The following is a 23,045-nucleotide window of genomic DNA, read 5'->3' as shown; positions in this document are numbered from 1 at the left end:
ACTTGGAAAAAATTCTAAAAGTTCACCTACCTAAAACATTCTATGGAAAACCAACTTATTATTGCCGGCGCAGCACTGCTGATACTCGGAATAACAGTTTACGGAGTATCAGACATGAAGGTAGGAGAATATGAAGACGCTTCAGGCATTTTCGACAGAGCTCTTGATGACTCAGCTCAGCAAACATACAGTAACTGGCAAACTGCCAAAACAGGAGGATTCATACTCACCGGTGTAGGGGCAGTCCTACTGGTAACATCGACCATTCTCGCGCTGAAGGAATCCAGCTGAATAAAGCATCTCCAACCTTCTTTTTTATCTTTTCACAGCGAGAAATAGTTTATGGAACTCAGTAAAGTATCCGAAAACATCTACGAAATTCCCAAAGATGGAGAAATGAATGTACCTACTCGGGTTTACGCCTCCGAAGAACTTCTTGAGGAAATGAGAAATGATGACACACTGGAACAGGTGAAAAACATGGCCTCGCTTCCAGGGATACAGAAATACTCAATAGTCATGCCGGACGGACACCAGGGCTACGGGTTCCCAATCGGAGGAGTTGCAGCGTTTGATGCCGAAAAAGGAATCATCAGCCCAGGAGCGATCGGCTTCGATATTAATTGCTTAACAGGCGACTCTAAAGTCCTAACAGAATTCGGAAGGAGCAAAAAGGTAGAAAAACTAAAAAATAACTTTGATAATGAGAAAGCAGTAGTTGCAACCGGAGATGAATCAGTCGGCTCCGATATCCAGCTTTTTACCGAAAAAAAGGATAGAAAGGTGTTTGAAATCGAAACTGAGACGGGAGAGACTGTCAAAGCGACGAAAGACCACCCTTTCTTAACTGAAGACGGAATGAAAGAACTATCAGAACTCAGTGAAGGAGAAAGAGTATTTATGGGACCTTTCAAAGGTATAGAGGATGAAGAACTAGAAGAATTTGCATTGCTGACTGGCGAAGATTTCAAAGAGGAAAATGATCAACTGGTAGAGGCTCTACTGGAAAGAGACCTGCTGCCTCTAAAGTCCAATGATGAAGAGTTCAACATACTGCTGAAATTAATCGGTTTTCATACAGGAGACGGAACATTCAACAACAGCGGAGAAACAAGATTCTACGCTGACAGAGAAGATTTGAAAGCTATTCAAGAAGATATCAGAGAATTAGGCTTCAAACCCTCCAAGATATATTCAAGAGATAGAACACATCAGGTAAGACAGGAACCATTCGAAGTGACTGAAAAAAGTATGAAAGCCACCTCCAGAGCGTTTCAAAAACTGATGATTAAATTGGGAACACCAAAAGGAAAGAAAACTCGGAAAGAGTTCGCACTACCCGAATACTTTGATCAACTTGCGAAGTGGCAGAAAGCTCTGTATCTCTCAACATTTTTCGGGGCAGAAATGAGCAAACCTAAAGCTCAGCACGACAAAAACCTCTATTGTCCTAAAATATCCCAAAATAAATCTACCATTGTGAAGGAAAGCGGGAGAAAATTCTTAGAAGGAATCAAACAAGCTCTTCAAGAACTAGGTATTAAAACCAACCGGATTGAAGAATTCGAGACTCACGAAAACAAGGACGGCAAAGTAACCAGACTCAGATTAGGAGTAAAAAACGACTCCGATAATCTGATCAACTTTTTCCAAAAAGTAGGTTACCGGTACAACCGAGAAAAAAAGAAAGAATCGATTAAGGCAATACAGTATCTCAAAACCAAGGAAAAAGCAATACAAAGAAGAGAAGAAATAGCAAAAGAAAGCGTCCTACTGTACGAAAATGGCACAGCTCCGAAGGAAATAAAGCAAAGATTCGACATAAACAACCGCTTTATTGAGAGAAGTATTTACAACGGAAGAAAAACCAGTTCAAGACCTCCTGAAAACTTCCCGGACTACGAAGAGTACGCCAAAGACCTCAAGGTTGAGAACGACTTCACTGTGAAAACATCAATCAAGTCTATAGAACCTGCGGGAAGAGAAAAAGTATACGATATAGGAGTTAAACATGAAGCCCACAACTTTCAGGCAAACCAGTTCATAGTCTCAAACTGTGGAGTCAGGGTCCTAAAAACAGATTTAAACGCAGAAGATATAGATGGAAAAGAACAGCAGCTCGCAAACATTATGTACAGCAAGATACCTGTTGGGCTTGGAAAAGGAGGCTATCTAAATACTGATAAAGAAGACCTGAGAGAAATACTTGACAATGGAATGGAATGGATGCTGGAAAACGGTCACGCACATGAAGAAGATTTGAGAAGATGTGAAGAAAATGGAAAACTTCCTGGCGATCACAGAAAAGTACCTGATGATGCGATAAAACGGGGACTGAACCAAGTTGGGTCACTGGGTTCAGGAAACCACTTTATGGAAGTACAGGTAGTTGGGGAAATTTTCAACGAAGAAAAAGCAGAAGCCTACGGATTAGAAGCAAACCAAGTTGTTATCATGATTCACTCAGGTTCCCGCGGACTGGGGCATGAAACCTGTACAAAATACCTGAGAAGATTTGAGAAGGAATACCCTGAGATAGCGGAGGCGATTCCCGAGAAGAATCTGATCTATGCGCCGATAGAGGATGTACCCGCTCAGGATTACAAGAAAGCTATGTACGCTGCAGCCAACTATGCTTGGGCGAACAGACAAGCACTGACACAGGGAATCAGGGAATGCATCAGCACAATATTCGATGAGGAAGTGGAGACCGAACTGCTTTATGATGTATGCCACAACATCGCCAAGGAAGAAACACATGAAGTCGAAGGCAAAGAAAAAGAAGTGATAGTACATAGGAAAGGGGCAACGCGTGCTATGCCAGCAGGGAGAGAAGAAGTACCGGAAGTTTACTCAGAAGTCGGACAGCCGGTACTGATACCGGGAAGCATGGGAACCTCAAGCTACATTCTCTCTGGAGGAGACAACTCTCTGGAAATCTCATTCGGTTCCACAGCCCACGGAGCAGGAAGACTAAAATCCAGGACACAGGCAAAACAGGATTACTGGGGAGAAGATATCCAGAAAGAGCTGGAAAGAGAAGGAATACTGGTCAAAGCCGACTCTGGCTCAACAGTTGCAGAGGAAGCACCTGGCGTCTACAAAGATATCGACGAGGTTATACAGGTCAGCGACGAACTAGGAATCGGAGAAAAGGTCGTAAAAATACTACCCGTAGTAAATATAAAAGGTTAAAAAGCCGTAAAACAATTACAAAACATGTCAAAAGATACTTCAGATTCTAAAGAAGAACTTGAGTTCGAAAAAGCATCGGAAACCAGCAAAAGAAATCCTCCAATGTTCGTTAACCGGGACGAGGGACTGACGGCCTGGCTTGACAAGGACAAAAACGGAAACTACTTTTTGAGACTCAAGCTTCCGCTCGGACTTGGAACAGTACCGATCTTCCTCAACGACGCAGTGTATGAAGGCATCCAGAAAAACTTTGACAAACTAGTAGAACACCACCTAAAACAGGAGGAAGAAAACTAAGTCTATAATTCTACGATAATAATGTATTCCTTAAGGCTGACGAAGAAGCTATCGATAGTTATCTTGTCTGGCAACTGTGTAAGCAAAATGAAAATATTCAGAAAAGAATACTTGAAGACTCAATTGATACAGAACAGCTAAAGAAAGTCATAGAAAAGGTTAGACAAGATTATCAAGAAGAAAATTACAGTATTCAGGAGAAGAAGGATAAATTACGGGAATTAGATAGTAATCCTGGATATAGACTGAAAATCTTCGAGGAATGTTTTTGAGAGGAAAGAGACTGTGAAGGTGAAAGATTTAGGAACAACACTGCCACGTTTTGGTGATTTGCCTCCAGAAGTGATTACAAAGACTCTTTCTGAAGTAGTTAACTTTATTGAGAAAGCAGAAGCAGAAGAATATAGGAATATAAAGTACATAATGAAGCTGAAAGAATTACACAAAGCGACTGACCAGTTCCCTCCGTGGGTCATAACACCTGGAAATAGAACTGAAAAAATTGATAGGATGAATAAACTACACGGAGCAAAAGACTGGGATATAGAAGATACTTGGGGAATGATTAACGATGGAAACCACCGAACGATCGCCAAAATATTAGCCACTAATTCAGAAGAAATAGAATGTTATGTGGGTCGTACAGAAGTATGAAGCTATCTGAAATCAACGAAATTGTTGAAAGAGAATTTGGGGAAGAACCCGGTCTTGTAGAAGAAATAGATGAAGGACTGAAACAAGAAACCTACAGAGTCAAATACGGAAATGAAAAATATATTCTTCAATTATCAGATAAACTAGGGGAAGGAGATAACGGATTAGAAAGAAACGTGAAAGCATACCAACTCCTGAGAAATACAGAAATACCTGTCCCAGAACTCATAACCGAAGAACTCCAGATATACAAAGAAAACAGCAAGGAGTGGAAATACTACATATCGGAATGTCTGCCAGGAAAAAGCCTGGAAAGCCAGATGACGCCAGAACTAACAATAGAATCAGGTAGAATGCTGGCAAAAATCCATAGTTTCCAAAGCTACGATGAAGCAGGCTGGCTACTACCAGAAGAAAATAGCTTCTCGGTAGTAACTTTTGAACAGGGTAGCTTCAAAGATTATGTTCTCAAGAATTGGAGGGAATCTATTGAAACGTTTGAAGATCAAGGTTGGGATGAACTAACAGAAAAATCCCGGGACTTTCTTGAAACTCACGGTGAGGAACTACCTGAAGATATAGAGCCTGTTTTCTGCCAAGACGACTTCTCCACACAGAACATAATGGTAGAGGACGGAGAGATTACAGGCATAATTGATTTTGATATGGCTCACGCAGGACACAACCAACGTGACCTTGTAAAAGCAGCTAACGGATTCTGGATGATAGATCCGGGGGAAGACACAGAAATACGAGAAAACCTCTACAAAGGTTATAGAAAAGAAAAAGGGCTTAAAGAAGACTTCAATCGGAACGAATCAATTTACAGAGTCGAAACTCTGAGCGGGTTAGTTGCAGGATTGATGCGAATGAATCATTTCAACGACTTCGAGAAGAACTTCTACCGAAAACACCTAATACGGATAATAGAAGAAGCTGAGAAAGAGCTTATTTAGTGGCACGATGGGATACTTTTTCCTTTTGATAAACAGCTGTCTCGAATAATAGATGATGAAGACTGTTCAAGATACATTCTGGACTCAGTTTGCTTGAAGGCCAGAGCCACTATTTGGAACAAAATTTATTTTATTCTCTCATTTGCTGAGCAGTTTCCATAGCGTAAAATAAACCTTCTACACCGTCATCTTCCGGCTCTACTATTTCCGTCAAGTCTTCTGCATATACTGAAACTTCTTGGTCATGAAGACTCTGAACAATACCATCTAGGTGATTTGCTCCAACTACTGCCATAATTGCTCTTCCAGAATCGTTCCGTTGGTCAAATTGGCTGATTCTTTGCGCCATAGCCTGGTCTCTGCGGTCTCTCTCCTCATCGCTCGTAAGTTCGCTGATAAACGCTACGTCTTTTGCAAAGTCCTCCAGCATCTTTTCTGGATTCTCCTCCATTTCCTCCATCTGCTCTTCAAACTCTTCTACCGAACCATCTGATGGCTGTTCAAAGTGTCTTTCAGAGTCATCAGAATACTCTGCGTCTTTATCTATATCACAGCCTGCAAGGTCAACATCGTAGCCTTCTCGTCTCAAATGATTAATAGGTTGTACCAGTGATCCTATGGAGTTAGGCATCTTGAATGACATCTGTGTGATGCTAGACTGTATGCCGTATAATGTTTCAATTTTCTGGTCAAATTCTTCTGGTTCTTCTTCACCCATCCATTTCTCCCATTCATCCATCTCATAGTCTTTTCTATCACTAGTACTGTTCTTAATTAAATCTATTACTTCGTCATTCATTCGGAAGAATGGCATGTCCATAAACTCATTATATGTCTCAGGGACATTACCATCATCAATTCCGACAATGCTTTCTTCAGACTCAACACCTTGAGCTTCCTGGTACAGCTCTCTTGTGTCGCCCGCAAGAAATTCGCTATCCTCATAATTTTCTTCGAAGTATGTTTGAATATCTCTCAGCGACATCAAATTGGCATCTTCTATCATCCCATCGAACCCTTCAGGATCTGCATTATTCAGCCCTTCAGAGAGAACATATCTCGGAATTGTCCTATAAACTGCCTCTTCCTCCAGTTCGTTGTGCATATCTTCTGTATGGACTTCCCCAAGGACTATAACATCTTCTCCATCATATTTCTCAAGGATGTCGCCCGATCTCATGTATAGAAAAACACGACAACACTTTTATTTGTTATGATTTAGTTATAACACATGATCAACTCTAATTCCTACGACGAAATAATGATGGAACTTGAAACAGTTCCAGAAAATCAAGATTCTGAATATATGAATGCTATCTATGACTCTCTCCACCAGATGCACCAGTTCACAACACAGGAACTTGACCAGAACGTAGACGGAGAAGACATCTTCGAACTCGGTGTAGCAGAAGAACCGCAGCATTACGATGCTGTAGAAGACATGCTGCTCTATGAAATCTTCATCGACACCCTGGAGAAATCTTACGGACTCAAAGACTTCGTCAAAAACGTCAAAAGAATGAAAGAGTTCGAAGACGGACATAACCAGGAAATCAGACAAGAACTGGCAGATAAAGCACTTGACGAAGCAGAAGAAGCTAAAGAAAAATACAACACCAGACCAGACGAAATAGCAGAAGACATCCTTGAAGCAACAGATAAAGTCATGTCCGACATGATCAACGATTACGAAAAAGTAGTCGAATCAATAATAGACCCAGCAATTAGGGGCCTTGACTAATCTACTTCATAGCCTTTAATATCCTGTAATTATTTCTCTCTTCCAATATTTCTACAGTATCGAATGTTTCTGAAAGCTGGTCTTCATATCTCATATTCTGATTGTAGACTATGTGGAGTTCTCCGTCGTCCCGCAGCGAACTATGAGCTTGGTTGAACATTTCATCGGTTACTCCGCTACCTTGGTGTGTTGGAGGGTTAGAAACTATAGTATCGAATTTCTGGTCTTTAAAACCGTCCAAGCAGTCCTTGTTCTTCAGTTCGTATTCCTGAATATTATTGGATTCAAGGTTTTTCCCTGCATAGTGAACTGCTGTAGCGTTATCATCGGAAAGGTGGAGTTTAACATCGTGTAGTTTGTTTAGGAATATCCCGATAATTCCGTAGCCACAAGCCATATCCAATACTTCTTCGTTTTCAGAGAGTTCAAGGTTTTCAATCAGCAATCCGCTTCCTTCGTCAAGATTTTTCGGGGAAAAGAGACCTTTGCAAGCGGTAAAGTCGAGTTCTAAATCATCTATCTCTGCGGTAAACTGTGTTTCTATATTTACGGGTTCTGGTTCGAAATTTTCAATATTCGTATATCTGTAGACTCTGTGCTTGCCATGCTGCGTTATTTTCTGATTGTTCCCTGGCAAGTTGTTGAGATAATCTCTGTATCTGTTGATTCCGTCTGTCTTCTTGCCTGCTATGAATAACTTTCCGTTCTCTTCTAGTAGAGGTATCAGATTTGATATTCTGTTTTTTACGGCATCTGCCGGCTCGTATCCGCCAGGAGCGTAAACTATCTTGTCAAAGCTGTTTTCGATTTTATTGTAGAATGCTGTTTTGTGAGTTGAGGTATTTTCTACCTCGTTTTCTTTCAGGTTTAGTTTTGTGAGTTGATTTGCTCTGTCGCTGGTATTTGCTGCAATTGTTTCTCCTTCTGGTGCTTGATCACCAATTACTACAGGTAGAAAGCCGTAACTTGATTTAACCGTTAAAATGTCATCATCCATACTTGGCTTTACTGTGTCTACTAATGTGAGTTCTGAATCCCTGAAACTGTCTTTTGCTGGAACACCGTCAGCAGAAAGGAACTTGTAAACCTCTCTACCTCTTTTCGTTTCGCTTTTGAGCTTCATCTCATAGCTTGGAGTTTTCACGGTATAACTATCTGAACGAATTCTTTTACCGGTTCATTCATTTTTGAGGAAAAAACTGGAAACCAGGTCAACCCCTTTATAAAAATTAGTTGAGATTTTGTTCTTACTCTCTAGGAAGTATTTTTCTAAGGGAGTCAACCCTCTCAAGAGGGCTCTGATCAAAGGTGTTAATACAAGAATGTCAGATATAAATGTACCAAGAAGCGGATCACTGGGCTTCAAACCCAAGGTAAGAGCGGATAGAATCTATCCGGATATTGATAACTGGAAGGAAACCGATGAGCAAAAACCGTTAGGCTTCGCAGGCTACAAAGTAGGAATGACCCGAGTCGTGATGATTGACGATCAGGAAGGAGCGACCAAGGGTCAGGAAGTAGCGGAAGCAGTAACAATACTCGAAGCACCACCCCTCAGAGTTTACGGAGCACGCTTCTACACAGAAGATCCTAACACAGGAAAACAGGTCTTCACAGAGGCATGGACAGAATCACCATCAAAAGAACTTCAGAACGCAGTAGACCTACCTAAAGACGGAAACCTCGACAACTTAGAAAAAGCGAAAGAAAGAGACGACATCACAGATGTCAGACTTCTCGTTCACACACAGCCAACCCGGACAGGAATGTCAAAGGAAAAACCGGCGAACTTCGAGCTGGGAATTGGAGGCAGTGTAGAAGAAAAAACCGAATACGCGGAAGAAATGATTGGAAAAGAAATCGAGTTCTCAGAAGTATTCGACGAAGGAGACTTCTCTGATGCAGTGGCAGTTACAAAAGGAAAGGGAACCGAAGGACCGGTAAAAAGATACGGAATCAAGAAGCTCGGCCACAAGACACAGAAAAAGAGAAGAAAAGCCGGGAACGTAGGCCCGTGGCACCCTGACACACTTTCCTGGAGAGTACCTCTGCCAGGACAGCAGGGATATAACAACAGGACAGAACTAAACAAGAGAATCCTCAACACAGGAGACGCAGAAGAAGTACAGAGAGATGGAGGATTCAAGAACTACGGAGAAGTAGAATCCAACTACATCCTGATCAAGGGATCAGTACCCGGCGCAACAAAGAGACTGATAAGACTGAGAACCGCGATCAGAAACGATGAAAACCCAGGCGAACCAGAAATAACACATATCAACAAATAGAGGCGATAAAAATGTCAGACCTACCGACACAGTTCGAGGAAAGAGTAAGACCGGACATCATCAAAAGAGCGTTCCTATCAATCAAATCCAAGAAGAGACAGCCATACGGATCAGATCCAGAGGCAGGTAACAAACATGTAACATACTGGAAGAAGAGGAACAACGCATACAGAGGACAGAAAGGAAGAGGCCAATCCAGAACACCTAGAAAAATAATGTTAAGAAGAGGAAGCCAAATTTTCGGAAGAGGAGCCGAATCCCCTAACACGAAAGGCGGAAGAAGAGCTCACGGACCGAAACCGGAGAAAGAGTTTGACGAAGAAATCAACGACAAGGAAAGAAGAAAGGCAATCAGATCAGCTATCACAGCAACAGCAGACCAAGAACTGGTCTCAGAAAAACATTCATACAACGGAGAGGTCCCGATAATTGAAGACGGAGTTGAAACAGTCGAGAAGACTCAGGAACTCGAAGAAGCACTGGAAGGCCTAGGACTTGAAGAAGAACTGGAGAGATGCAGTGAAAAGAAAGTCAGAGCTGGAAAAGGAAAGAACAGAGGAAGAAAATACAGGAAAAAAACCGGCCCCCTAGTAGTGATCGCAGAAGATGAAGGAGTAGCACAGGCAGCAAACAATCTGGCAGGGGTCGATGTATCGCTAGTCGATCAGCTTAACGCCGAGAAACTTGCACCAGGCTCTGAACCTGGACGAGTTGTGGTCTGGAGCAAAAAAGCAGTGGAAAAACTAAAACACGAAGAACTCTACAGGTGACATAGAATAATGGAAACAGACAAGGCTTGGGATGTAATAGAGAACCCTCACATGACAGAGAAAGCAATGGATCAGGTTGACAGGGAGAACAAGCTTGTTCTAATAGTTGATCTAGAGGCAGATAAGAACCAGATCGGGGACGCAGTCGAAACACTGTTCGATGTCACGGTTAAAAAAGTAAACACGAATATCACTCCACAGGCAAAGAAAAAAGCGTTTGTCGGCCTTTCAGATTCTGACGATGCGATGGATGTTGCCACCAAGATGGGGATGATGTAAAATGGGATCACCACTACGACAACAGAGAAGAGGAAAAGGATCTCCCAACTACCGTGCAAACTCACATCACGGAAACGGAGATGTAGAAAACAAGAACGCAGAAACAACAGGGACAGTCGTAGATCTCCAGCATGACTCAGTGAGGACAGCTCCTGTAGCAGTAATAGAATTCGAGGACGGGGAGAAAAGAAATATTCTCGCACCTGAAAATATTGAAGTCGGACAGGAAATAGAGATAGGTGTATCAGCAGAGATCAAGGAAGGAAACACAATGCCTGTAGGAGAAATCCCTGAAGGAGTTCCGATCTATAATATTGAGCTACAGCCAAGCGATGGAGGAAAACTTGTCAGAAGCTCAGGAACATATGCATTCGTTGTAACACATGAACAAGACGGAGTAAGAATCCGGCTTCCAAGCAAGGACTTCAAGAAACTAAATACTAAATGCCGGGCAACAATCGGTAAAGTAGCAGCAGGCGGAAGAAAGGAGAAACCATTCACCAAGGCAGGAAACAAACACCACGCTATGAAGGCAAAAGGCAAGCCTTACCCAACAGTCTCCGCAGTATCAATGAACGCAGTAGACCACCCATTCGGTGGATCAGCAAAACCAGGACAGCCAAAGACAGTTTCCCAACATGCTTCACCAGGAAGCAAGGTCGGAAACATCGGGGCCAAACGCTCCGGAAAGAAGAAAAACGACTAGAGGTTGAAAACATGAACGAAATAAAACTAGAAGCAGCAAATGAGGATTTCTATGATATTTTGGGAAAGATAGACTCAGAAAGTCAGGAATATCAAAGGAAGAGAAGAGCAGTTCTGGAAAACACAACAGATTATATCATAAACGAAATAGGGAAAGAGAAAGAAACTCTAGAAGAAGACACACTTACGGACATATACCAAAAAGTTGATGATCTAATCAGCTATAACGAATCTGTAATAGAGGAAAAAGACGAAGGAATACCATGGGAAGATGCAATGATAGCAGCAACCACAGATCACCCATTCGAGGTGAAACTATAATGTCAGATGAAGAATTCACATTCAGAGGAAAAACAATGGATGAACTCAAGCAGATGAACCTAAACCAGTTTTCAGAACTGCTTGATGCAAGAGGAAGAAGAAAAATTCAGAGAGGACTAAGAGACAACGAAAAGAAAATCCTCAAAGACCTTGAAGAGAAAGACCGAATAAGGACACATGAAAGAGACATGATCGTGGTACCGAAAATGGTTGGAAACACTGTAGAAGTATATAACGGACAGAGATTCATGGAAGTAGAGATCGACGAAGAAATGCTCGGACACTACCTAGGCGAGTTCTCCAAAACCCGGAAAGAAGTATCACACAGCGCACCAGGACTGGGAGCTACAAGATCTTCCCAGCACGTACCGCTCAAATAGAGGCAATATAGATGGCATTACAAACAGAACCACACCAAGCCAAGGCGGTCGGCAAAAACCTTCGAGTATCATGGAAAGATTCCACAGAAATCGGGCGCTTCATAAAAGGAGATGAAGTAGAGAAAGCAAAGAACAAACTGGAAAGAGTGATCGAAAAGAAACTACCTGTACCAATGACAAAATTTGACTCAGGAGCCGGTCACAAATCAGGTAAAGGACCAGGGAAATACCCTGTAAAGTCAGCAGAGAAAATGCTTGAACTGGTTGAACAGGCAGAAAGCAACGCGGAGAACGAAGGTCTTAACAGGAATGCTCTTAAGATTGAGAACGTGGTAACCAACCAGGGACCAAGCATTAGAACACCGAAAAGACACAGAGGCCGTGAAATCAAAAGCTCACACGTAAAACTAGTTGTAGAACAGAAATAAGAGGTAAAGAATAATATGAGCGAAACTAAAAGAATTTCAAAACGCGAGAGTGATCTCTGAGTGCAGAAAAAAGAGTTTATCGAAAAAGGTGCAAGAAAAGTAAAACTGCACGAATACCTTCAGGACGAACTTGAAGGCGCAGGATACTCACACGCGGACATCGTGAGAACACCGACCTCGACCAAGATAGTTATCCACGCACAGAAACCGGGACTTGTAATCGGAAGAGGCGGAAGCAGAATCAAAGAACTTACGAAGAAAACAGAAAGAGTATTTGATTTCGAGAATCCTCAGATCGAGGTAAACGAAATAGAAAACCCTGACGCCGACGCACAGATCGTAGCACAGTCAATGGCAGACTGGCTGGAAAAAGGCGGACAGGCAAAAAGAGTAGGATACACATACTTGAGAAGAGTAAAAGAATCAGGAGTACTAGGAGCTGAAATCGAGGTATCAGGAAAACTATCAGGAAACAGAGGAAGAACAGAGAAATTCTCGTTCGGATATGTTAAGAGATGTGGGAACACATCACAGGAAAACGTTGATACAGGATACAAACTGGCGAGAACCAAACCGGGAGCAATCGGTGTAAAAGTCCGACTGATGAAGGAAATCCCAGATTTCATGCACAGAGACGTGGATGTGGAGAAAGAACTGATCCATGAAACAGTTGAAGCACCAGATGAGGCAGAGAAACCGCAGATCATCGCAAGGATCATAGATGAAGCGGATAACATGACCGCATCCGAAATCGAGAGAGCGGTCGAAGAACTTGAAGAGGTACAGCCAGCTGATGTCTCCAAGGAAGAAGTAAGAGATGTGTTCGAAAGCGGGGATGTAGCGGAAATAGAGTCAGAAGACGAGACTGAAGAAGTAGAAGAAAACGAACCTGAAGAAACATCCGAAGAAGAACCCGATGCAGACGAAGAGACACCGGAACCGGATACAGAAGAAACTGAGGAACAAGATGAATCAGCCACAGAAGATTCCGAGGACGAAACAGACTACGAGGATATCGTCTCAGGAACTATTGGCGACGCAAAGGATGCATTAGATAATCTTGACGATCCGGACTACGAAGCAGCACTTGAGACAGAGAAAGACAACAAAGACAGGAAAACCTTCAAGCAATGGCTTGAAAGTAAGAAAGAATAAGAACTCGAAGAAAAGGTGATCAAAAAATGGCTATCCTAAAAGCAGACGAGATAAGAAACATGAACGAAAGAGAACTCGATGAGAAACTCGCAGATCTCAAGAAAGAAATCGTAGAGGAGAGAGGACAGATCGAAACCGGTGGATTCGCAGACAACCCTGGAAGAATAGGCGAAATCAAGAAAACCATTGCACGTATCAAAACTATTCAAAACGAGGATTAAAAGTATACTAAAATGTCTGAAAATTGTTCTAAATGCGGAATGCCTGAAGACCTGTGCGTATGCGACGACATAGCGCGGGACGAACAAAAGATAACTGTTAAAATCGATACCAGAAGCTTTGGAAAAGAGATGACCGTCATCGAAGGTCTATCCGACGATGTGGATCTCAGCGAACTCAGCTCCACGCTGAAGACAAAACTGGCATGCGGTGGAACAGCCAAGAATGGACAGATCCAGCTCCAAGGCGACCACACCCACCGAATCACAGATGTTCTGGAAGAAGAAGGCTTCTCACGAAACCAGATAGAAGTCCAGAACTAGACACTCTCAAAAAGCCTGCCAAAGGCAGTTCTTAATAGTTTTTCCTGCCGATTTATTTCTTCCTCGGACATTTCCATACCCTCCGTAAAACCCTTGAAAGTGATAAATCCCTTAATAATTATTCCTAGCTTGTAGAGCTTGACTTTTCTACGCCAGCCAGTTCCCAACTGTTCTTCCTGTTCGTAGCCTTTCTGAAAGACTTCTCGAAGCTCCGCATCGCCTGCCTTCCGCGGTTTATGCATCGTGAAGTAATGATATGGTTCAACAAAGCTCATTTCGCTGTAAGCGTAGTCCCAAAGCGGGTCTCCCGACCAAGCCCTCTCAAAATCAATCAAAGCTTTAATCTTGCCATCTTCAGTAATCACGTTATCTGGTCGGAAGTCGTAAAATACCAGTGTTTTCTCAGGTTCTTCAAGCTGGGAAAGTTTAGCTACTACATTATCTGCTTTGCCCGTTAAATCTTTGAACCTTGTATCTTCTGCCTTCTCTATTGCTTGGTTTAATTCTTCTACTATGTATTCTATCCAGTTGGATTCCCTATCAACTTTGATACCTTCGTTTTCTGGTTTCAGTTCACCTGCGTGTTGAAAACTGATCTCGGAGTGTACCTCTCCGAGAATCTGCCCTGCCTGTTCCACTATTTCAACCTGATTTTCCGCATTAAGTTCTGGAAAACTGTCCTGTAGGCTTTTCCCATCGATGTATTCGGTTATGAAGAACGGATATTCTGTTTTGTCTGTGGATGGATTGCTGTAAAGCAACTCAGGGGTCTTGACGCTGGTCCGTCTTTTCAGAAGTTGATTCATACCGACTTCTTTCCGGCAGTCCTGCTTAGGTTTAGTACCTACGCAGGACTTACAGATAACCGTTTTGTCCTCTAATTTGACTTTGAAAATTCTATTGTTATGACCTGAGATGTCTTCTTTCTCATTTATCTGGTTTTTATAGTCAAATTGCTTGACTGCTTCTGTAATATCTTTCTCAGGTACTTGCTTCATACCTATGTTTTAGAACAATCCGTGTTTAACTAATTGGTATGTCCGGAACAGTATTTCTGGAAGGAGACAAAATAAACCTTAGAACTGTAGAGGAGGAAGACATAGAGTTTTTGAGGAATGGAGTTAATCATCCTGATGTCCGTGTTCATATGGGTAACAGAAGACCTCAAAACCTTGAGAATGAACAGGAGTTCTTCGAGGAGCAAATCTGCGACGAAGACAAAGTTCACCTGCTAATAACCAAAAATAATGAACGAAAAGGTATCATCAGTTTGATACCGAAAGGCAGTAATGCAGAGAAAATGGCGGAAATCGGTATCTGGCTACACCCAGAACATCACGGAAACGGATACGGAACAGAATCAGCACGACTAATCACAGAATACGGATTCAAACAACTCAACTATCATAAAATTTATGCACGAGCACACACCGACAACCAAGCCTCAATCAGCCTCTGGAAGAAACTTGGATTCGAAAAGGAAGGGGTATTCAAAGACCATACATTCACACAGGGAGAATACAAAGACATCGTATACTACGGCATTTTAGAAGGTGACTGGGAATGACGGAAACTGAGAACAAATTTATGGAACGGGATGATGTAGTACTCCGACCAGTAGAGAAGAGTGACGCCGAATTTATCACCGAAACAATTAGCCACGAAGAAGTAAGATCATACCTTGGGAGAGAACCAAGACCGACTAACGTATCGCAACAGGAAGAAATCATCGGAGAATTCAATTCAGATGATAATAGCGTTCATTTCCTCATAGAACATCAGGGGGAAAGAGTCGGTCATATATTTCTTGACGGACTCGAAAGCGATTATGGTAAAAGCCATGTAGGATACTTCATTCATCCGGATTATCACGGTCGAGGGATCGGAACAAGAAGCCTGAAAATGGTCGTAACCTATGCCTTTGAAACCTTGAACCGCCACAAGATTAGAGGCGGATACTTGGAAGGAAACCCTGCCTCACGCCGAGTAATGGAGAAAGCAGGTTTTCAGGAAGAAGGAGTAGAAAGAGACTACAAGTGTGTAGACGGGGAATGGATAAATGTCACTTGGATGAGTATTTTAGAGGATGAATGCTATGGGTAAAGAATTTGTGTTGCCGCCAGCACTTGAGAAAGGCGATAAAGTGGCTATTGTTGCGACTTCGAGTGGTGTTCAGGATTTTCCAAAAGTATTGAATAAAGGAGTTGAAAGACTGGAAAACAGATTCGGTTTAGAACCTGTAGTATACGATACTGCTAGAAAAGATACAGAATACCTGGATAATCATCATGAAGAAAAGGCAGAGGAGTTCATGGCGGCATTTGAAGACCCCGAAATCAAAGGAGTGATCGCATTGACAGGAGGTTCGGAACAAATCAGGATGCTGAAACACTTAGAGCAAGAAAGACTAAAACAAAACCCAACTCGATTCTACGGTATAAGCGATAACACTAACCTACATATCTATCTCTGGAACTTGGGTATCCAGACGTTCTACGGTGGTCAGATACTCGATGACTTACTGGCTGAAGGAGAAATCGGCGAATACACCTGTGAACATCTGGAAAAGGCATTCTTCGAAGACAGTTTAGGCATAGTCCAGCCTTCAGAACAGTTCACAGATGATTACTTCAATTTGTTTCAGGATGAAATCAAGGATGACCGTGAAAGATATGACAACCCTGGCTGGGAGTTCTGGAACTTTAATGAGGAAACAGTTGAAGGAAGGCTCTGGGGAGGCTGTCTTACTATAATTCCAGAACAGATGGCGGTGGAAAAATACCTGCCAGAAATGGAAGACTTAGAAGGTAAGATACTGGCTTTAGAAACATCAGAAGAAAACCCAGACGCATTAGAAGTGAAAAGAAACCTGCTATGTATGGGCGAAAGAGGTATATTACAGATATTCTCCGCAATTCTGGTTGGTAGACCTATGAGAAGTCCACTATTAGGAGAAGACAAAAACCTAGAGGAAAAACAAGAATACCACAAAGAACAGAAACAAACAATTAAGGACGAAGTTCAGCGATACTGTCCGAGTACACCTGTAGTATTCGATGTAGACTTCGGACATACACACCCAAAAATCCCTCTGCCTATAGGTGGAGAGATCAGAATAGATGCGAAAAACAAGGAAATTAAACTGAGTTGATCTTCGATGGCCGACGAAACACTTACTGACGAAGAGTTCTGGATGGAGTTCAAAAATCTGCTATTCGCTGAAGAGAAACTTGAATCTTCCAAAGAGGAGATCGAGAAGATAATTGATTTAGCTGATTTAGAAGCAGGAATGAAAGTCTTGGATATGCCCTGTGGAGTAGGAAGACACAGCATAGAACTTCAGAAGAAAGGATTTGAAGTAGTGGGCGTAGACAAAACCACAGACTATATCGAAGACGCAAAAGCGGAAGACGAGTCAGGCAACATAGAGTTCATCCGGGAAGACATGAAGGATTTCGGGAGAGAAAACAGTTTTGATGTAGTTATCAACTGGTGGAACAGTTTCGGCTACTTTGAAGACAGAGAAGACGACAGGCAGATGCTGGAAAACATTCACACTTCCTTAAAAGACAGAGGAGTTCTAGTTATGGACTACTACGGGAAAGAGATTGCAGCTATGCGAGACCTAAGCCATCACTGGAGCGAACAAGACGGAATTTATAACATGGAAAAAGCAAGGCCCAAAAACAACTGGAAAAAGGTCGAGAATACCTGGATCAAAGTCGAAAATGGGGAAACCGCCGAATACACCTGGGAACAACGACTTTACGCCGCCTCCGAACTAGAACAAATGCTGAAACAGGTCGGATTCTCTGAAGTAGATTTCTACGGAAATGTCGAAGGAGAAGACTTTGACGATGAAGCAGACAGATTAATAGTGTTGGCAAAGAAATAATTAGAGGATTAACTAGGATGAAAGAAATAGGGAACTCATAAAAAATGGATGGGAGAAAAGAATAAACCTCTATTTCCTGCCGTACGTTACTCTGATGATATATATAACCGCAGACAGAGAACAAAATAGTATCAAAACGGAACTTAAGCAACAGCTAGAAAAAATTGAGGATGAATTCTAATCTATGCTGGATGAAGATATTGAAGAAAAAATTCTAGATGAATCAAAACTCGAGGGGCTTGTAACTCCACATTATAACAAATATAACTTTGCTAACATACCTGGAACTATTGAGGAACTGTTAGATGTCAAATCCGAAAGAGATCTTCCGGAGACGGTATTTGAGGGAATTGATACTGGCGATGTACAGAATGTAGCTCTTGTTTTCGTTGATGCGTTCGGCTATGTTCAGTGGAAAAAGTATGGTCAAGATCTAGAGTTCTTCAGTAACTTAATTGAGAACGGAAAAGTTACTCCTCTAACCGCAGTTTTTCCATCGGAAACAGCTGCAGCGGTTACAAGTATGAACACGGGATTAACCCCTCAAGAACACTCCATCGTGTCGTGGAGGGTTTTCCTGGAGGGACTAGATACAACTATCAGAACCTTGCCTTTTACAACACTTGATAGAGAAGATCCAAGAGAAATAATGGGAGATACAGATATATCAGTGCTTTATGATGGCGAAACAGTATTTGAACGTTTGAGCTCTGGAGGAGTTGACTCTACCGCCATAGTGCCTGATGCGGTCATAGGAAGTGATTATAACTCCAAGATGATGAAGGAATCTGCTGTTAAAGGGTTCAACAATACATTCGATATGGCTTTAAAACTGAGAAAAAGTCTCGAAAGCTCGGATAATAGAGAATATCTCCACTGCTATACGGATCAAGTCGATAAAGCACTACACGAATTAGGGCCTGATTCTGAAGAACATATTTCTCAGTTAGAGGCAGTCTCACAGGCACTTCAGAAACAACTTGTTGAAAAAACAAGCGACTCTGTAGCAGAAGACACTCTTTTGATAATTATAGCAGATCACGGCCAAGCAGATGTGGATCCAGACAATATTGAAGATCTTCTCAGCTTCGAAACCGTGGAGAAAAACCTAGAAAGAGATCAAAAAGGAGAGATAATCCTACCTACCGGCGGGCCAAGAACAGCAATCCTACATATCAAATCGGGGAAAGAGGATAGAGTCAAAGAATTCCTTGATCAAAAACTGAACGCAGAGGTCCTAAAAACAGAAGAAGCTGTAGAGTTAGATCTATTCGGAAAAGGAGAAGTAAATAACCGATCAAGGCTTGGAGACATAGTAGTGATTCCTAGAAAAGAAGAGAAAATGGTATGGTATAACTATGAGGACTACAAGACATACGAAGATTACCACGGCCATCACGGAGGAATGAGCAAAGCAGAAATGCTAGTACCATTCGCAGCAGCCAAAATATCGGATCTAAAAGAATAATCGGCAGTATGGAATAAGGAATGGAGAAAATCTAACTCGAGAGTTTGAAAAGAAAATAGCCCAATCAATGAAAGACCTATTTACTTCTAGTAAGATTTTTAAGTATTACTGAAAGTTAATACTTATGACTACTGTAACAGAGAAAGGACAAGTAACAATTCCAAAGAAGGTAAGAGAAAAAACCGGTATAAGCCCTGGCGATGACCTGAAATTTAATATCGAAGATGGAGAAATAAAGATCCGAAAAAACACAGAAGAGAATCCATTCAAGAGATGGGAAGGCGTACTAAAGACCGGGAAGAAAACAGAGGAGATAATGGAGGAGCTACGCGGTGACCAAGACCGTAGTTGACACCAACATACTGATATCACTCTTGAACAAGGATGATCCCAATAATCAACGGGCGGTAAAACTTCTTGGAAAGTTGAATCAAGAAGGAGGCCTATTCATAAATACCGTGGTATACAGCGAGCTGGCAGTTTACTTCGATTCCAAACAGAAACTGGACAGCTTTCTCGAAGACACAGGAATCCGATTCGAAGCCCTGAGTAAGGATGCTTCCCAACTGGCTGGAAAGAAATTTTCAGAATACCTGGAAAACAGAGGAGAAAAACTCCAGTGCCCCAGATGCGGGACAGAAAACCAACTAAAATGCCGGAAATGCGAAACAAACCTGAGCCGAAGACAACACGTTAACCCCGACTTTTTGATAGGCAGCCACGCCATCCAACAGGCCGACCAACTCGCTAGTCTGGATACCGGATTCCACAGAGAATACTTCCCAGAACTAGAAGTAGTATCCTGAAACAAAAAAGCTGTAGAAACCCAAACTCCTTTTTAAAACTTGTATTCTATTTTGAGTTACTTAGTTCGACTCGTTTGGAGTCGGGTAGATCATTTGATCCTTTTGTAAGGGATCCATGATTTGATCGATACTCTGGGCGGCCGGGAAAACCCGCTTTTCATCGAGTAGCGCTTCTCAGGTCTACGTCTAGAGTCACTTGGTTTAAAAGAATTACATCCACTTTGATCATCCATAGGTGAACAAGTCTTGGCACAGCAAGAAGCACAAAAATCAACGAGCATAGAGTTTCCTACTAGAGGGAGCTCCTTCACAGGAACAGTAGAATCTACAAAGATGGAGAAATCAGCAACAGTAAGATGGGAACACAGCCAGAAAGTTCCAAAATATGAGAGATACGAAAGACGCAACACCAAGATCACTTCACACGTACCTGAAGACCTTGAAGTAGAAGAAGGCGATGAGGTAAGAATTGAAGAGACAAAGCCTATCTCAAAAACCAAAAGCACAGTCATAACCGAAATAATTGAAGAGTGATCCCGAATGACCGAAAAACAAAGATTTTCCACTAGTAACATGCGAGGCAGGTTCTGAAATGAAACCGATCGGATCCAATATCACAAAAACCCTGGACATCGGAGCAGAACTTACATGCGCAGACAACTCGGGAGCTAAGAAACTGGAGATAATCGGAGTCAAAACACGACAGGGAAGAAGAAGTAGAAGAGACTCAGCAGGAATCGGCGATGTTGTCATGGTCAAAATTCTAAAAGGAGACCAAGAAGTCAAAAATCAGGTCTTCGAGGCAGTTGTTGTGAGACAGAGAAAAGAGTTCCAGAGACCAAACGGACTCAGGGTCAAGTTCGAAGACAACGCAGCAGTACTCGTAGAGGAGACGGGGCTTCCAAAAGGATCCGTAACAAGAGGACCGATTGCAAAAGAAGTAGTTGAAAGATACACTCCAATCGGGAAAATCGCATCACAGGTAGTCTGAGGAAAAAATAATGACACAGAAAACAGAGAACTGGAGCAAAGAATGGAAATCAAGCAAGAACCCCTCCAAACAGAGGAAATACAGAGATAATGCACCTCTACACGTAAAGGATAAACTGGTTTCAGCCAACGCTTCACAGGAACTCAGAAATGAACTTGGAACCCGGACAGTAAAGGTAAGAACCGGCGACAGAGCGAAAGTGATGAGAGGAGATGAATCAGGCGCAGAAGGTATAATCAATAATATCGATAGAGAAAACACAGTAGTCTACATTGACGGAATCGATAATGAAAGGAACGATGGCTCACTTCAGCAGAAAGCGCTCAGACCCTCCAATCTTCAGATAGTAGCACTGAACGTAGAAGATTCTAACAGACTGGAGAAGTTCGAGGTCGACGACTATGAATCAATCCAGGTAGACGAAGAAGAACTGGAAGAAGCACTTGAAGAAGACGAGGAACAGGAAATGATGCAGCAGATGCAGTCCGGAGAATCAGGAGCACACGAACAGTTTGAAGACGAAGAAACTGAAGAAAAGATAGAGGAAGCAGTGGAAGAGCAGGAAGAAGAGGAGGAAGCTGACGAGGACGAAGAAACAACTGCAGAAGTTGATTATAATGAAGTTGTATCAGGAACAATCAGCGACTCAAAGGACGAGATCAAAGAAATAGAGAATCCTGACTTCGACGCACTTATCGAAGCAGAAAAAGACAACAAAGACAGGAAAACCCTCAAAGAATACCTAGAGAACCAAAAAGAGTGACAAATACATGACACACCAGAAAAGAATTCCGGCACCAAAACATTACTCAATCAAGAGAAAGGACAACACCTATGTCTCAACCATCAAAGGATCAAGAAGTAAAGAAGACGCAATCCCAGTAGTAGTACTGCTCAGAGACATACTGGAGTATGCAGATAACGAGAAAGAAGCAAAAGAAATAGTTAAAAACGGCGATCTCAAGAGAAACGGCGACACAATCAGAGATGTCAAGGAAGGAATAGGTATTCTCGACGTAGTTGAAATCCCGGAAACAGAAGAAACTTACAGAGCAGTAAGAGACGGAAAATATCTCAAATTTATCCCTGTAGGAGACTCAAAGGTTGCAGCAAAGATAGAAAACAAAGATGTTAAGGGAGACCGGTTCATCTACAGACTCCATAACGGAGAGAACTACTCCACAAAAGACGAATACTCGACAGGAAACACACTGATCTTCAACTCCGGAGTAACCGAAGTAGAACTTGAGGAAGGATCAGAAGCACTAGTGGTCCAAGGAAAACACGCAGGAGACGTAGCAGAAGTCAAGGAGATGAGGACAGAAGGAATGCAGAACACAGCAATAATTAAAAACGATAGAGAGTTCGAGACAGATCTTGAAAACCTTGTAGCAGTTGAAGATATCAAGGTAGAGGAGTGATCAGGATGGCAGAAAACAAAATGAAGAAGATACAGGTCAGTCAGGTAACAGTAAATATTGGAATCGGGCAAGTAAGCGACGATGTAGAGAAGGCCAAAGACTTGCTGGAAAAGGTAACAGGAAAACAAGCAGTCAAAACCGAATCAAAAGAAGGATCCAAAAAGTTTGGGGTGAGATCCGGACTTGAAATCGGATCAATGGTAACACTTAGAGACGAAGAAGCAGAAGAGTTCCTGGAAAAAGTACTGCCTGCAGCAGAAGGAATCAAAAAATCATCATTCGACGGAAACGGAAACTTCGGATTCGGAATCCCGGAGTACATAGATGTACCGGGCGTAGAATATGACTCCGACATCGGCATGATGGGATTCGAAGTCGCAGTAAAACTAGAAAGACCAGGATACCGTGTAAAGAAAAGAGACCACAAGCCAAATGAAATCGGGAAAGAACACAAAGTATCCGACGACGAAGCAATCGAATTCATCGAAGACCGGTTCGAAATCGAGGTGAGTAAATAATGACTTACGAAGGAGTACTTGAACAGATAAAACACAAGAAAGGAAAGAAAGAGAAATTCGAGAAAAACAACTCTCCAAAGGAAAGAGATTACGGAAAAGCCAAAAAAGAATGCAGAAGATGCGGAAGAACAGGTAGAGGAGTCATCGGCCAGTACGGACTCAACTACTGCAGACAATGCTTCCGAGAAATCGCAGAAGAAATCGGATTCGAACAGCTCAAATAGGTGATGCAGAG

General features: G+C 42.2%; 32 protein-coding genes. 29 read left to right on the top strand and 3 right to left on the bottom strand.

All coding sequences use genetic code 11. The features are described from left to right. The first annotated feature begins 42 nt into the window (after positions 1–42). The 5 genes from BRC29_01855 (at position 43) to BRC29_01835 (ending at position 5,102) form a co-directional block, all read left to right on the top strand. Entirely contained in the window at positions 43–291 is a 249-nt protein-coding gene (locus tag BRC29_01855) for a hypothetical protein (protein ID PSG98852.1), read from the top strand. A 51-nt stretch (positions 292–342) separates the two neighbouring features. Next, positions 343–3,195 (top strand): RNA-splicing ligase RtcB, encoded by a 2,853-nt coding sequence (locus tag BRC29_01850; GenBank protein PSG98851.1) that lies wholly within the window; start codon positions 343–345, stop codon positions 3,193–3,195. Positions 3,196–3,219: 24 nt separating this feature from the next. After that, a complete protein-coding gene (locus BRC29_01845) occupies positions 3,220–3,492 on the top strand; it encodes a hypothetical protein (GenBank protein PSG98850.1) in 273 nt (90 codons plus the stop codon). A gap of 291 nt (positions 3,493–3,783) precedes the next feature. Next, complete coding sequence (locus BRC29_01840) at positions 3,784–4,146, top strand: hypothetical protein (GenBank protein ID PSG98849.1); 363 nt, start codon at positions 3,784–3,786, stop codon at positions 4,144–4,146. Further along, positions 4,119–5,102, top strand: coding sequence for a hypothetical protein (locus tag BRC29_01835; protein ID PSG98848.1), 984 nt, complete (start codon positions 4,119–4,121; stop codon positions 5,100–5,102). The genes BRC29_01840 and BRC29_01835 overlap by 28 nt, the downstream gene beginning before the upstream one ends. Positions 5,103–5,232: 130 nt before the next feature. On the opposite strand, the gene BRC29_01830 is transcribed toward BRC29_01835, so the two are convergent. Beyond that, complete coding sequence (locus BRC29_01830) at positions 5,233–6,282, bottom strand: hypothetical protein (GenBank protein ID PSG98847.1); 1,050 nt, start codon at positions 6,280–6,282, stop codon at positions 5,233–5,235. Positions 6,283–6,333: 51 nt separating this feature from the next. Here BRC29_01830 and BRC29_01825 point away from each other — a divergent pair, with 51 nt between their 5' ends. Next, complete coding sequence (locus BRC29_01825; protein PSG98846.1) at positions 6,334–6,843, top strand: hypothetical protein; 510 nt, start codon at positions 6,334–6,336, stop codon at positions 6,841–6,843. 1 nt (position 6,844) lies between these two features. Here the strand turns inward: BRC29_01825 and BRC29_01820 are convergent, their stop codons facing one another. Beyond that, complete coding sequence (locus tag BRC29_01820) at positions 6,845–7,987, bottom strand: hypothetical protein (protein PSG98845.1); 1,143 nt, start codon at positions 7,985–7,987, stop codon at positions 6,845–6,847. A gap of 178 nt (positions 7,988–8,165) precedes the next feature. On the opposite strand from BRC29_01820, the gene BRC29_01815 reads away from it, so the two are divergent. From BRC29_01815 to BRC29_01770, 10 genes are read left to right on the top strand one after another with little or no spacing between them, the layout of a single operon-like run. Then, positions 8,166–9,131, top strand: a complete 966-nt coding sequence (locus BRC29_01815) for a 50S ribosomal protein L3 (GenBank protein PSG98844.1) — start codon at positions 8,166–8,168, stop codon at positions 9,129–9,131. An 11-nt stretch (positions 9,132–9,142) separates the two neighbouring features. Next, the gene (locus BRC29_01810) at positions 9,143–9,901 is read left to right on the top strand and encodes a 50S ribosomal protein L4 (protein ID PSG98843.1); all 759 of its coding nucleotides are present in this window, start codon (positions 9,143–9,145) and stop codon (positions 9,899–9,901) included. 9 nt (positions 9,902–9,910) lie between these two features. Beyond that, positions 9,911–10,180, top strand: coding sequence for a 50S ribosomal protein L23 (locus tag BRC29_01805; protein ID PSG98842.1), 270 nt, complete (start codon positions 9,911–9,913; stop codon positions 10,178–10,180). A 1-nt stretch (position 10,181) separates the two neighbouring features. Continuing rightward, complete coding sequence (locus tag BRC29_01800; protein PSG98841.1) at positions 10,182–10,886, top strand: 50S ribosomal protein L2; 705 nt, start codon at positions 10,182–10,184, stop codon at positions 10,884–10,886. A gap of 11 nt (positions 10,887–10,897) precedes the next feature. After that, the gene (locus BRC29_01795; GenBank protein ID PSG98840.1) at positions 10,898–11,206 is read left to right on the top strand and encodes a hypothetical protein; all 309 of its coding nucleotides are present in this window, start codon (positions 10,898–10,900) and stop codon (positions 11,204–11,206) included. Then, a complete protein-coding gene (locus BRC29_01790) occupies positions 11,149–11,586 on the top strand; it encodes a 30S ribosomal protein S19 (protein PSG98839.1) in 438 nt (145 codons plus the stop codon). The genes BRC29_01795 and BRC29_01790 overlap by 58 nt, the downstream gene beginning before the upstream one ends. 11 nt (positions 11,587–11,597) lie before the next feature. Next, a complete protein-coding gene (gene rplV / locus BRC29_01785) occupies positions 11,598–12,014 on the top strand; it encodes a 50S ribosomal protein L22 (protein PSG98838.1) in 417 nt (138 codons plus the stop codon). Positions 12,015–12,074: 60 nt separating this feature from the next. Beyond that, positions 12,075–13,169 carry a 30S ribosomal protein S3 gene (locus tag BRC29_01780; protein ID PSG98837.1) on the top strand — a complete coding sequence of 365 codons (1,095 nt, stop codon included), beginning with the start codon at positions 12,075–12,077 and terminating at the stop codon, positions 13,167–13,169. Between the two features lie 26 nt (positions 13,170–13,195). Beyond that, entirely contained in the window at positions 13,196–13,390 is a 195-nt protein-coding gene (gene rpmC, locus BRC29_01775) for a 50S ribosomal protein L29 (protein PSG98836.1), read from the top strand. A gap of 12 nt (positions 13,391–13,402) precedes the next feature. Then, a complete protein-coding gene (locus BRC29_01770) occupies positions 13,403–13,711 on the top strand; it encodes a stress response translation initiation inhibitor YciH (GenBank protein PSG98835.1) in 309 nt (102 codons plus the stop codon). Here the strand turns inward: BRC29_01770 and BRC29_01765 are convergent. Then, a complete protein-coding gene (locus BRC29_01765) occupies positions 13,708–14,709 on the bottom strand; it encodes a hypothetical protein (protein ID PSG98834.1) in 1,002 nt (333 codons plus the stop codon). The genes BRC29_01770 and BRC29_01765 overlap by 4 nt on opposite strands. Positions 14,710–14,747: 38 nt before the next feature. Here BRC29_01765 and BRC29_01760 point away from each other — a divergent pair, with 38 nt between their 5' ends. The 13 genes from BRC29_01760 (at position 14,748) to BRC29_01700 (ending at position 23,034) form a co-directional block, all read left to right on the top strand. Continuing rightward, the gene (locus BRC29_01760) at positions 14,748–15,278 is read left to right on the top strand and encodes a GNAT family N-acetyltransferase (GenBank protein ID PSG98833.1); all 531 of its coding nucleotides are present in this window, start codon (positions 14,748–14,750) and stop codon (positions 15,276–15,278) included. After that, entirely contained in the window at positions 15,275–15,814 is a 540-nt protein-coding gene (locus BRC29_01755) for a hypothetical protein (GenBank protein ID PSG98832.1), read from the top strand. The genes BRC29_01760 and BRC29_01755 overlap by 4 nt, the downstream gene beginning before the upstream one ends. Next, entirely contained in the window at positions 15,807–16,862 is a 1,056-nt protein-coding gene (locus BRC29_01750) for a peptidase U61 (GenBank protein ID PSG98831.1), read from the top strand. Before BRC29_01755 ends, BRC29_01750 begins: the two co-directional genes overlap by 8 nt. Before the next feature lie 6 nt (positions 16,863–16,868). Further along, entirely contained in the window at positions 16,869–17,606 is a 738-nt protein-coding gene (locus BRC29_01745; protein PSG98830.1) for a hypothetical protein, read from the top strand. 184 nt (positions 17,607–17,790) lie between these two features. Continuing rightward, positions 17,791–19,074, top strand: coding sequence for a hypothetical protein (locus BRC29_01740; GenBank protein PSG98829.1), 1,284 nt, complete (start codon positions 17,791–17,793; stop codon positions 19,072–19,074). Positions 19,075–19,198: 124 nt separating this feature from the next. Then, entirely contained in the window at positions 19,199–19,426 is a 228-nt protein-coding gene (locus tag BRC29_01735) for an AbrB family transcriptional regulator (protein ID PSG98828.1), read from the top strand. After that, positions 19,407–19,880 (top strand): nucleotide-binding protein, encoded by a 474-nt coding sequence (locus BRC29_01730; GenBank protein PSG98827.1) that lies wholly within the window; start codon positions 19,407–19,409, stop codon positions 19,878–19,880. The genes BRC29_01735 and BRC29_01730 overlap by 20 nt, the downstream gene beginning before the upstream one ends. Before the next feature lie 246 nt (positions 19,881–20,126). Further along, the gene (rpsQ, locus tag BRC29_01725; protein ID PSG98826.1) at positions 20,127–20,414 is read left to right on the top strand and encodes a 30S ribosomal protein S17; all 288 of its coding nucleotides are present in this window, start codon (positions 20,127–20,129) and stop codon (positions 20,412–20,414) included. Positions 20,415–20,472: 58 nt separating this feature from the next. Beyond that, entirely contained in the window at positions 20,473–20,871 is a 399-nt protein-coding gene (gene rpl14p / locus BRC29_01720) for a 50S ribosomal protein L14 (GenBank protein PSG98825.1), read from the top strand. A gap of 10 nt (positions 20,872–20,881) precedes the next feature. Beyond that, positions 20,882–21,634: a 50S ribosomal protein L24 gene (locus tag BRC29_01715; protein ID PSG98824.1), complete on the top strand. Its 753-nt coding sequence runs from the start codon at positions 20,882–20,884 to the stop codon at positions 21,632–21,634. Between the two features lie 7 nt (positions 21,635–21,641). After that, the gene (locus BRC29_01710; protein PSG98823.1) at positions 21,642–22,292 is read left to right on the top strand and encodes a hypothetical protein; all 651 of its coding nucleotides are present in this window, start codon (positions 21,642–21,644) and stop codon (positions 22,290–22,292) included. 5 nt (positions 22,293–22,297) lie between these two features. Then, complete coding sequence (locus BRC29_01705; GenBank protein ID PSG98822.1) at positions 22,298–22,810, top strand: 50S ribosomal protein L5; 513 nt, start codon at positions 22,298–22,300, stop codon at positions 22,808–22,810. Next, on the top strand, positions 22,810–23,034 hold the full coding sequence (locus BRC29_01700) for a 30S ribosomal protein S14 (protein ID PSG98821.1): 225 nt from the start codon (positions 22,810–22,812) through the stop codon (positions 23,032–23,034). The genes BRC29_01705 and BRC29_01700 overlap by 1 nt, the downstream gene beginning before the upstream one ends. The last annotated feature ends 11 nt before the right edge of the window (positions 23,035–23,045 follow it).

Source organism: Nanohaloarchaea archaeon SW_7_43_1, assembly GCA_003009795.1.
In the GTDB taxonomy this organism is placed as follows: domain Archaea; phylum Nanohalarchaeota; class Nanosalinia; order Nanosalinales; family Nanosalinaceae; genus SW-4-43-9.
This window is presented reverse-complemented; position numbering and strand designations above follow the sequence as displayed.

Bases quoted from the DNA above. Each gene is read 5' to 3' on its own strand.
- BRC29_01855 (PSG98852.1), top strand. From the start codon at position 43: ATGGAAAACCAACTTATTATTGCCGGCGCAGCACTGCTGATACTCGGA.
- BRC29_01850 (PSG98851.1), top strand. From the start codon at position 343: ATGGAACTCAGTAAAGTATCCGAAAACATCTACGAAATTCCCAAAGAT.
- BRC29_01845 (PSG98850.1), top strand. From the start codon at position 3,220: ATGTCAAAAGATACTTCAGATTCTAAAGAAGAACTTGAGTTCGAAAAA.
- BRC29_01835 (PSG98848.1), top strand. From the start codon at position 4,119: ATGTTATGTGGGTCGTACAGAAGTATGAAGCTATCTGAAATCAACGAA.
- BRC29_01830 (PSG98847.1), bottom strand. From the start codon at position 6,282: ATGAGATCGGGCGACATCCTTGAGAAATATGATGGAGAAGATGTTATA.
- BRC29_01825 (PSG98846.1), top strand. From the start codon at position 6,334: ATGATCAACTCTAATTCCTACGACGAAATAATGATGGAACTTGAAACA.
- BRC29_01815 (PSG98844.1), top strand. From the start codon at position 8,166: ATGTCAGATATAAATGTACCAAGAAGCGGATCACTGGGCTTCAAACCC.
- BRC29_01810 (PSG98843.1), top strand. From the start codon at position 9,143: ATGTCAGACCTACCGACACAGTTCGAGGAAAGAGTAAGACCGGACATC.
- BRC29_01805 (PSG98842.1), top strand. From the start codon at position 9,911: ATGGAAACAGACAAGGCTTGGGATGTAATAGAGAACCCTCACATGACA.
- BRC29_01800 (PSG98841.1), top strand. From the start codon at position 10,182: ATGGGATCACCACTACGACAACAGAGAAGAGGAAAAGGATCTCCCAAC.
- BRC29_01795 (PSG98840.1), top strand. From the start codon at position 10,898: ATGAACGAAATAAAACTAGAAGCAGCAAATGAGGATTTCTATGATATT.
- BRC29_01790 (PSG98839.1), top strand. From the start codon at position 11,149: ATGGGAAGATGCAATGATAGCAGCAACCACAGATCACCCATTCGAGGT.
- rplV (PSG98838.1), top strand. From the start codon at position 11,598: ATGGCATTACAAACAGAACCACACCAAGCCAAGGCGGTCGGCAAAAAC.
- rpmC (PSG98836.1), top strand. From the start codon at position 13,196: ATGGCTATCCTAAAAGCAGACGAGATAAGAAACATGAACGAAAGAGAA.
- BRC29_01770 (PSG98835.1), top strand. From the start codon at position 13,403: ATGTCTGAAAATTGTTCTAAATGCGGAATGCCTGAAGACCTGTGCGTA.
- BRC29_01765 (PSG98834.1), bottom strand. From the start codon at position 14,709: ATGAAGCAAGTACCTGAGAAAGATATTACAGAAGCAGTCAAGCAATTT.
- BRC29_01760 (PSG98833.1), top strand. From the start codon at position 14,748: ATGTCCGGAACAGTATTTCTGGAAGGAGACAAAATAAACCTTAGAACT.
- BRC29_01755 (PSG98832.1), top strand. From the start codon at position 15,275: ATGACGGAAACTGAGAACAAATTTATGGAACGGGATGATGTAGTACTC.
- BRC29_01750 (PSG98831.1), top strand. From the start codon at position 15,807: ATGGGTAAAGAATTTGTGTTGCCGCCAGCACTTGAGAAAGGCGATAAA.
- BRC29_01745 (PSG98830.1), top strand. From the start codon at position 16,869: ATGGCCGACGAAACACTTACTGACGAAGAGTTCTGGATGGAGTTCAAA.
- BRC29_01740 (PSG98829.1), top strand. From the start codon at position 17,791: ATGCTGGATGAAGATATTGAAGAAAAAATTCTAGATGAATCAAAACTC.
- BRC29_01735 (PSG98828.1), top strand. From the start codon at position 19,199: ATGACTACTGTAACAGAGAAAGGACAAGTAACAATTCCAAAGAAGGTA.
- rpl14p (PSG98825.1), top strand. From the start codon at position 20,473: ATGAAACCGATCGGATCCAATATCACAAAAACCCTGGACATCGGAGCA.
- BRC29_01715 (PSG98824.1), top strand. From the start codon at position 20,882: ATGACACAGAAAACAGAGAACTGGAGCAAAGAATGGAAATCAAGCAAG.
- BRC29_01710 (PSG98823.1), top strand. From the start codon at position 21,642: ATGACACACCAGAAAAGAATTCCGGCACCAAAACATTACTCAATCAAG.
- BRC29_01705 (PSG98822.1), top strand. From the start codon at position 22,298: ATGGCAGAAAACAAAATGAAGAAGATACAGGTCAGTCAGGTAACAGTA.
- BRC29_01700 (PSG98821.1), top strand. From the start codon at position 22,810: ATGACTTACGAAGGAGTACTTGAACAGATAAAACACAAGAAAGGAAAG.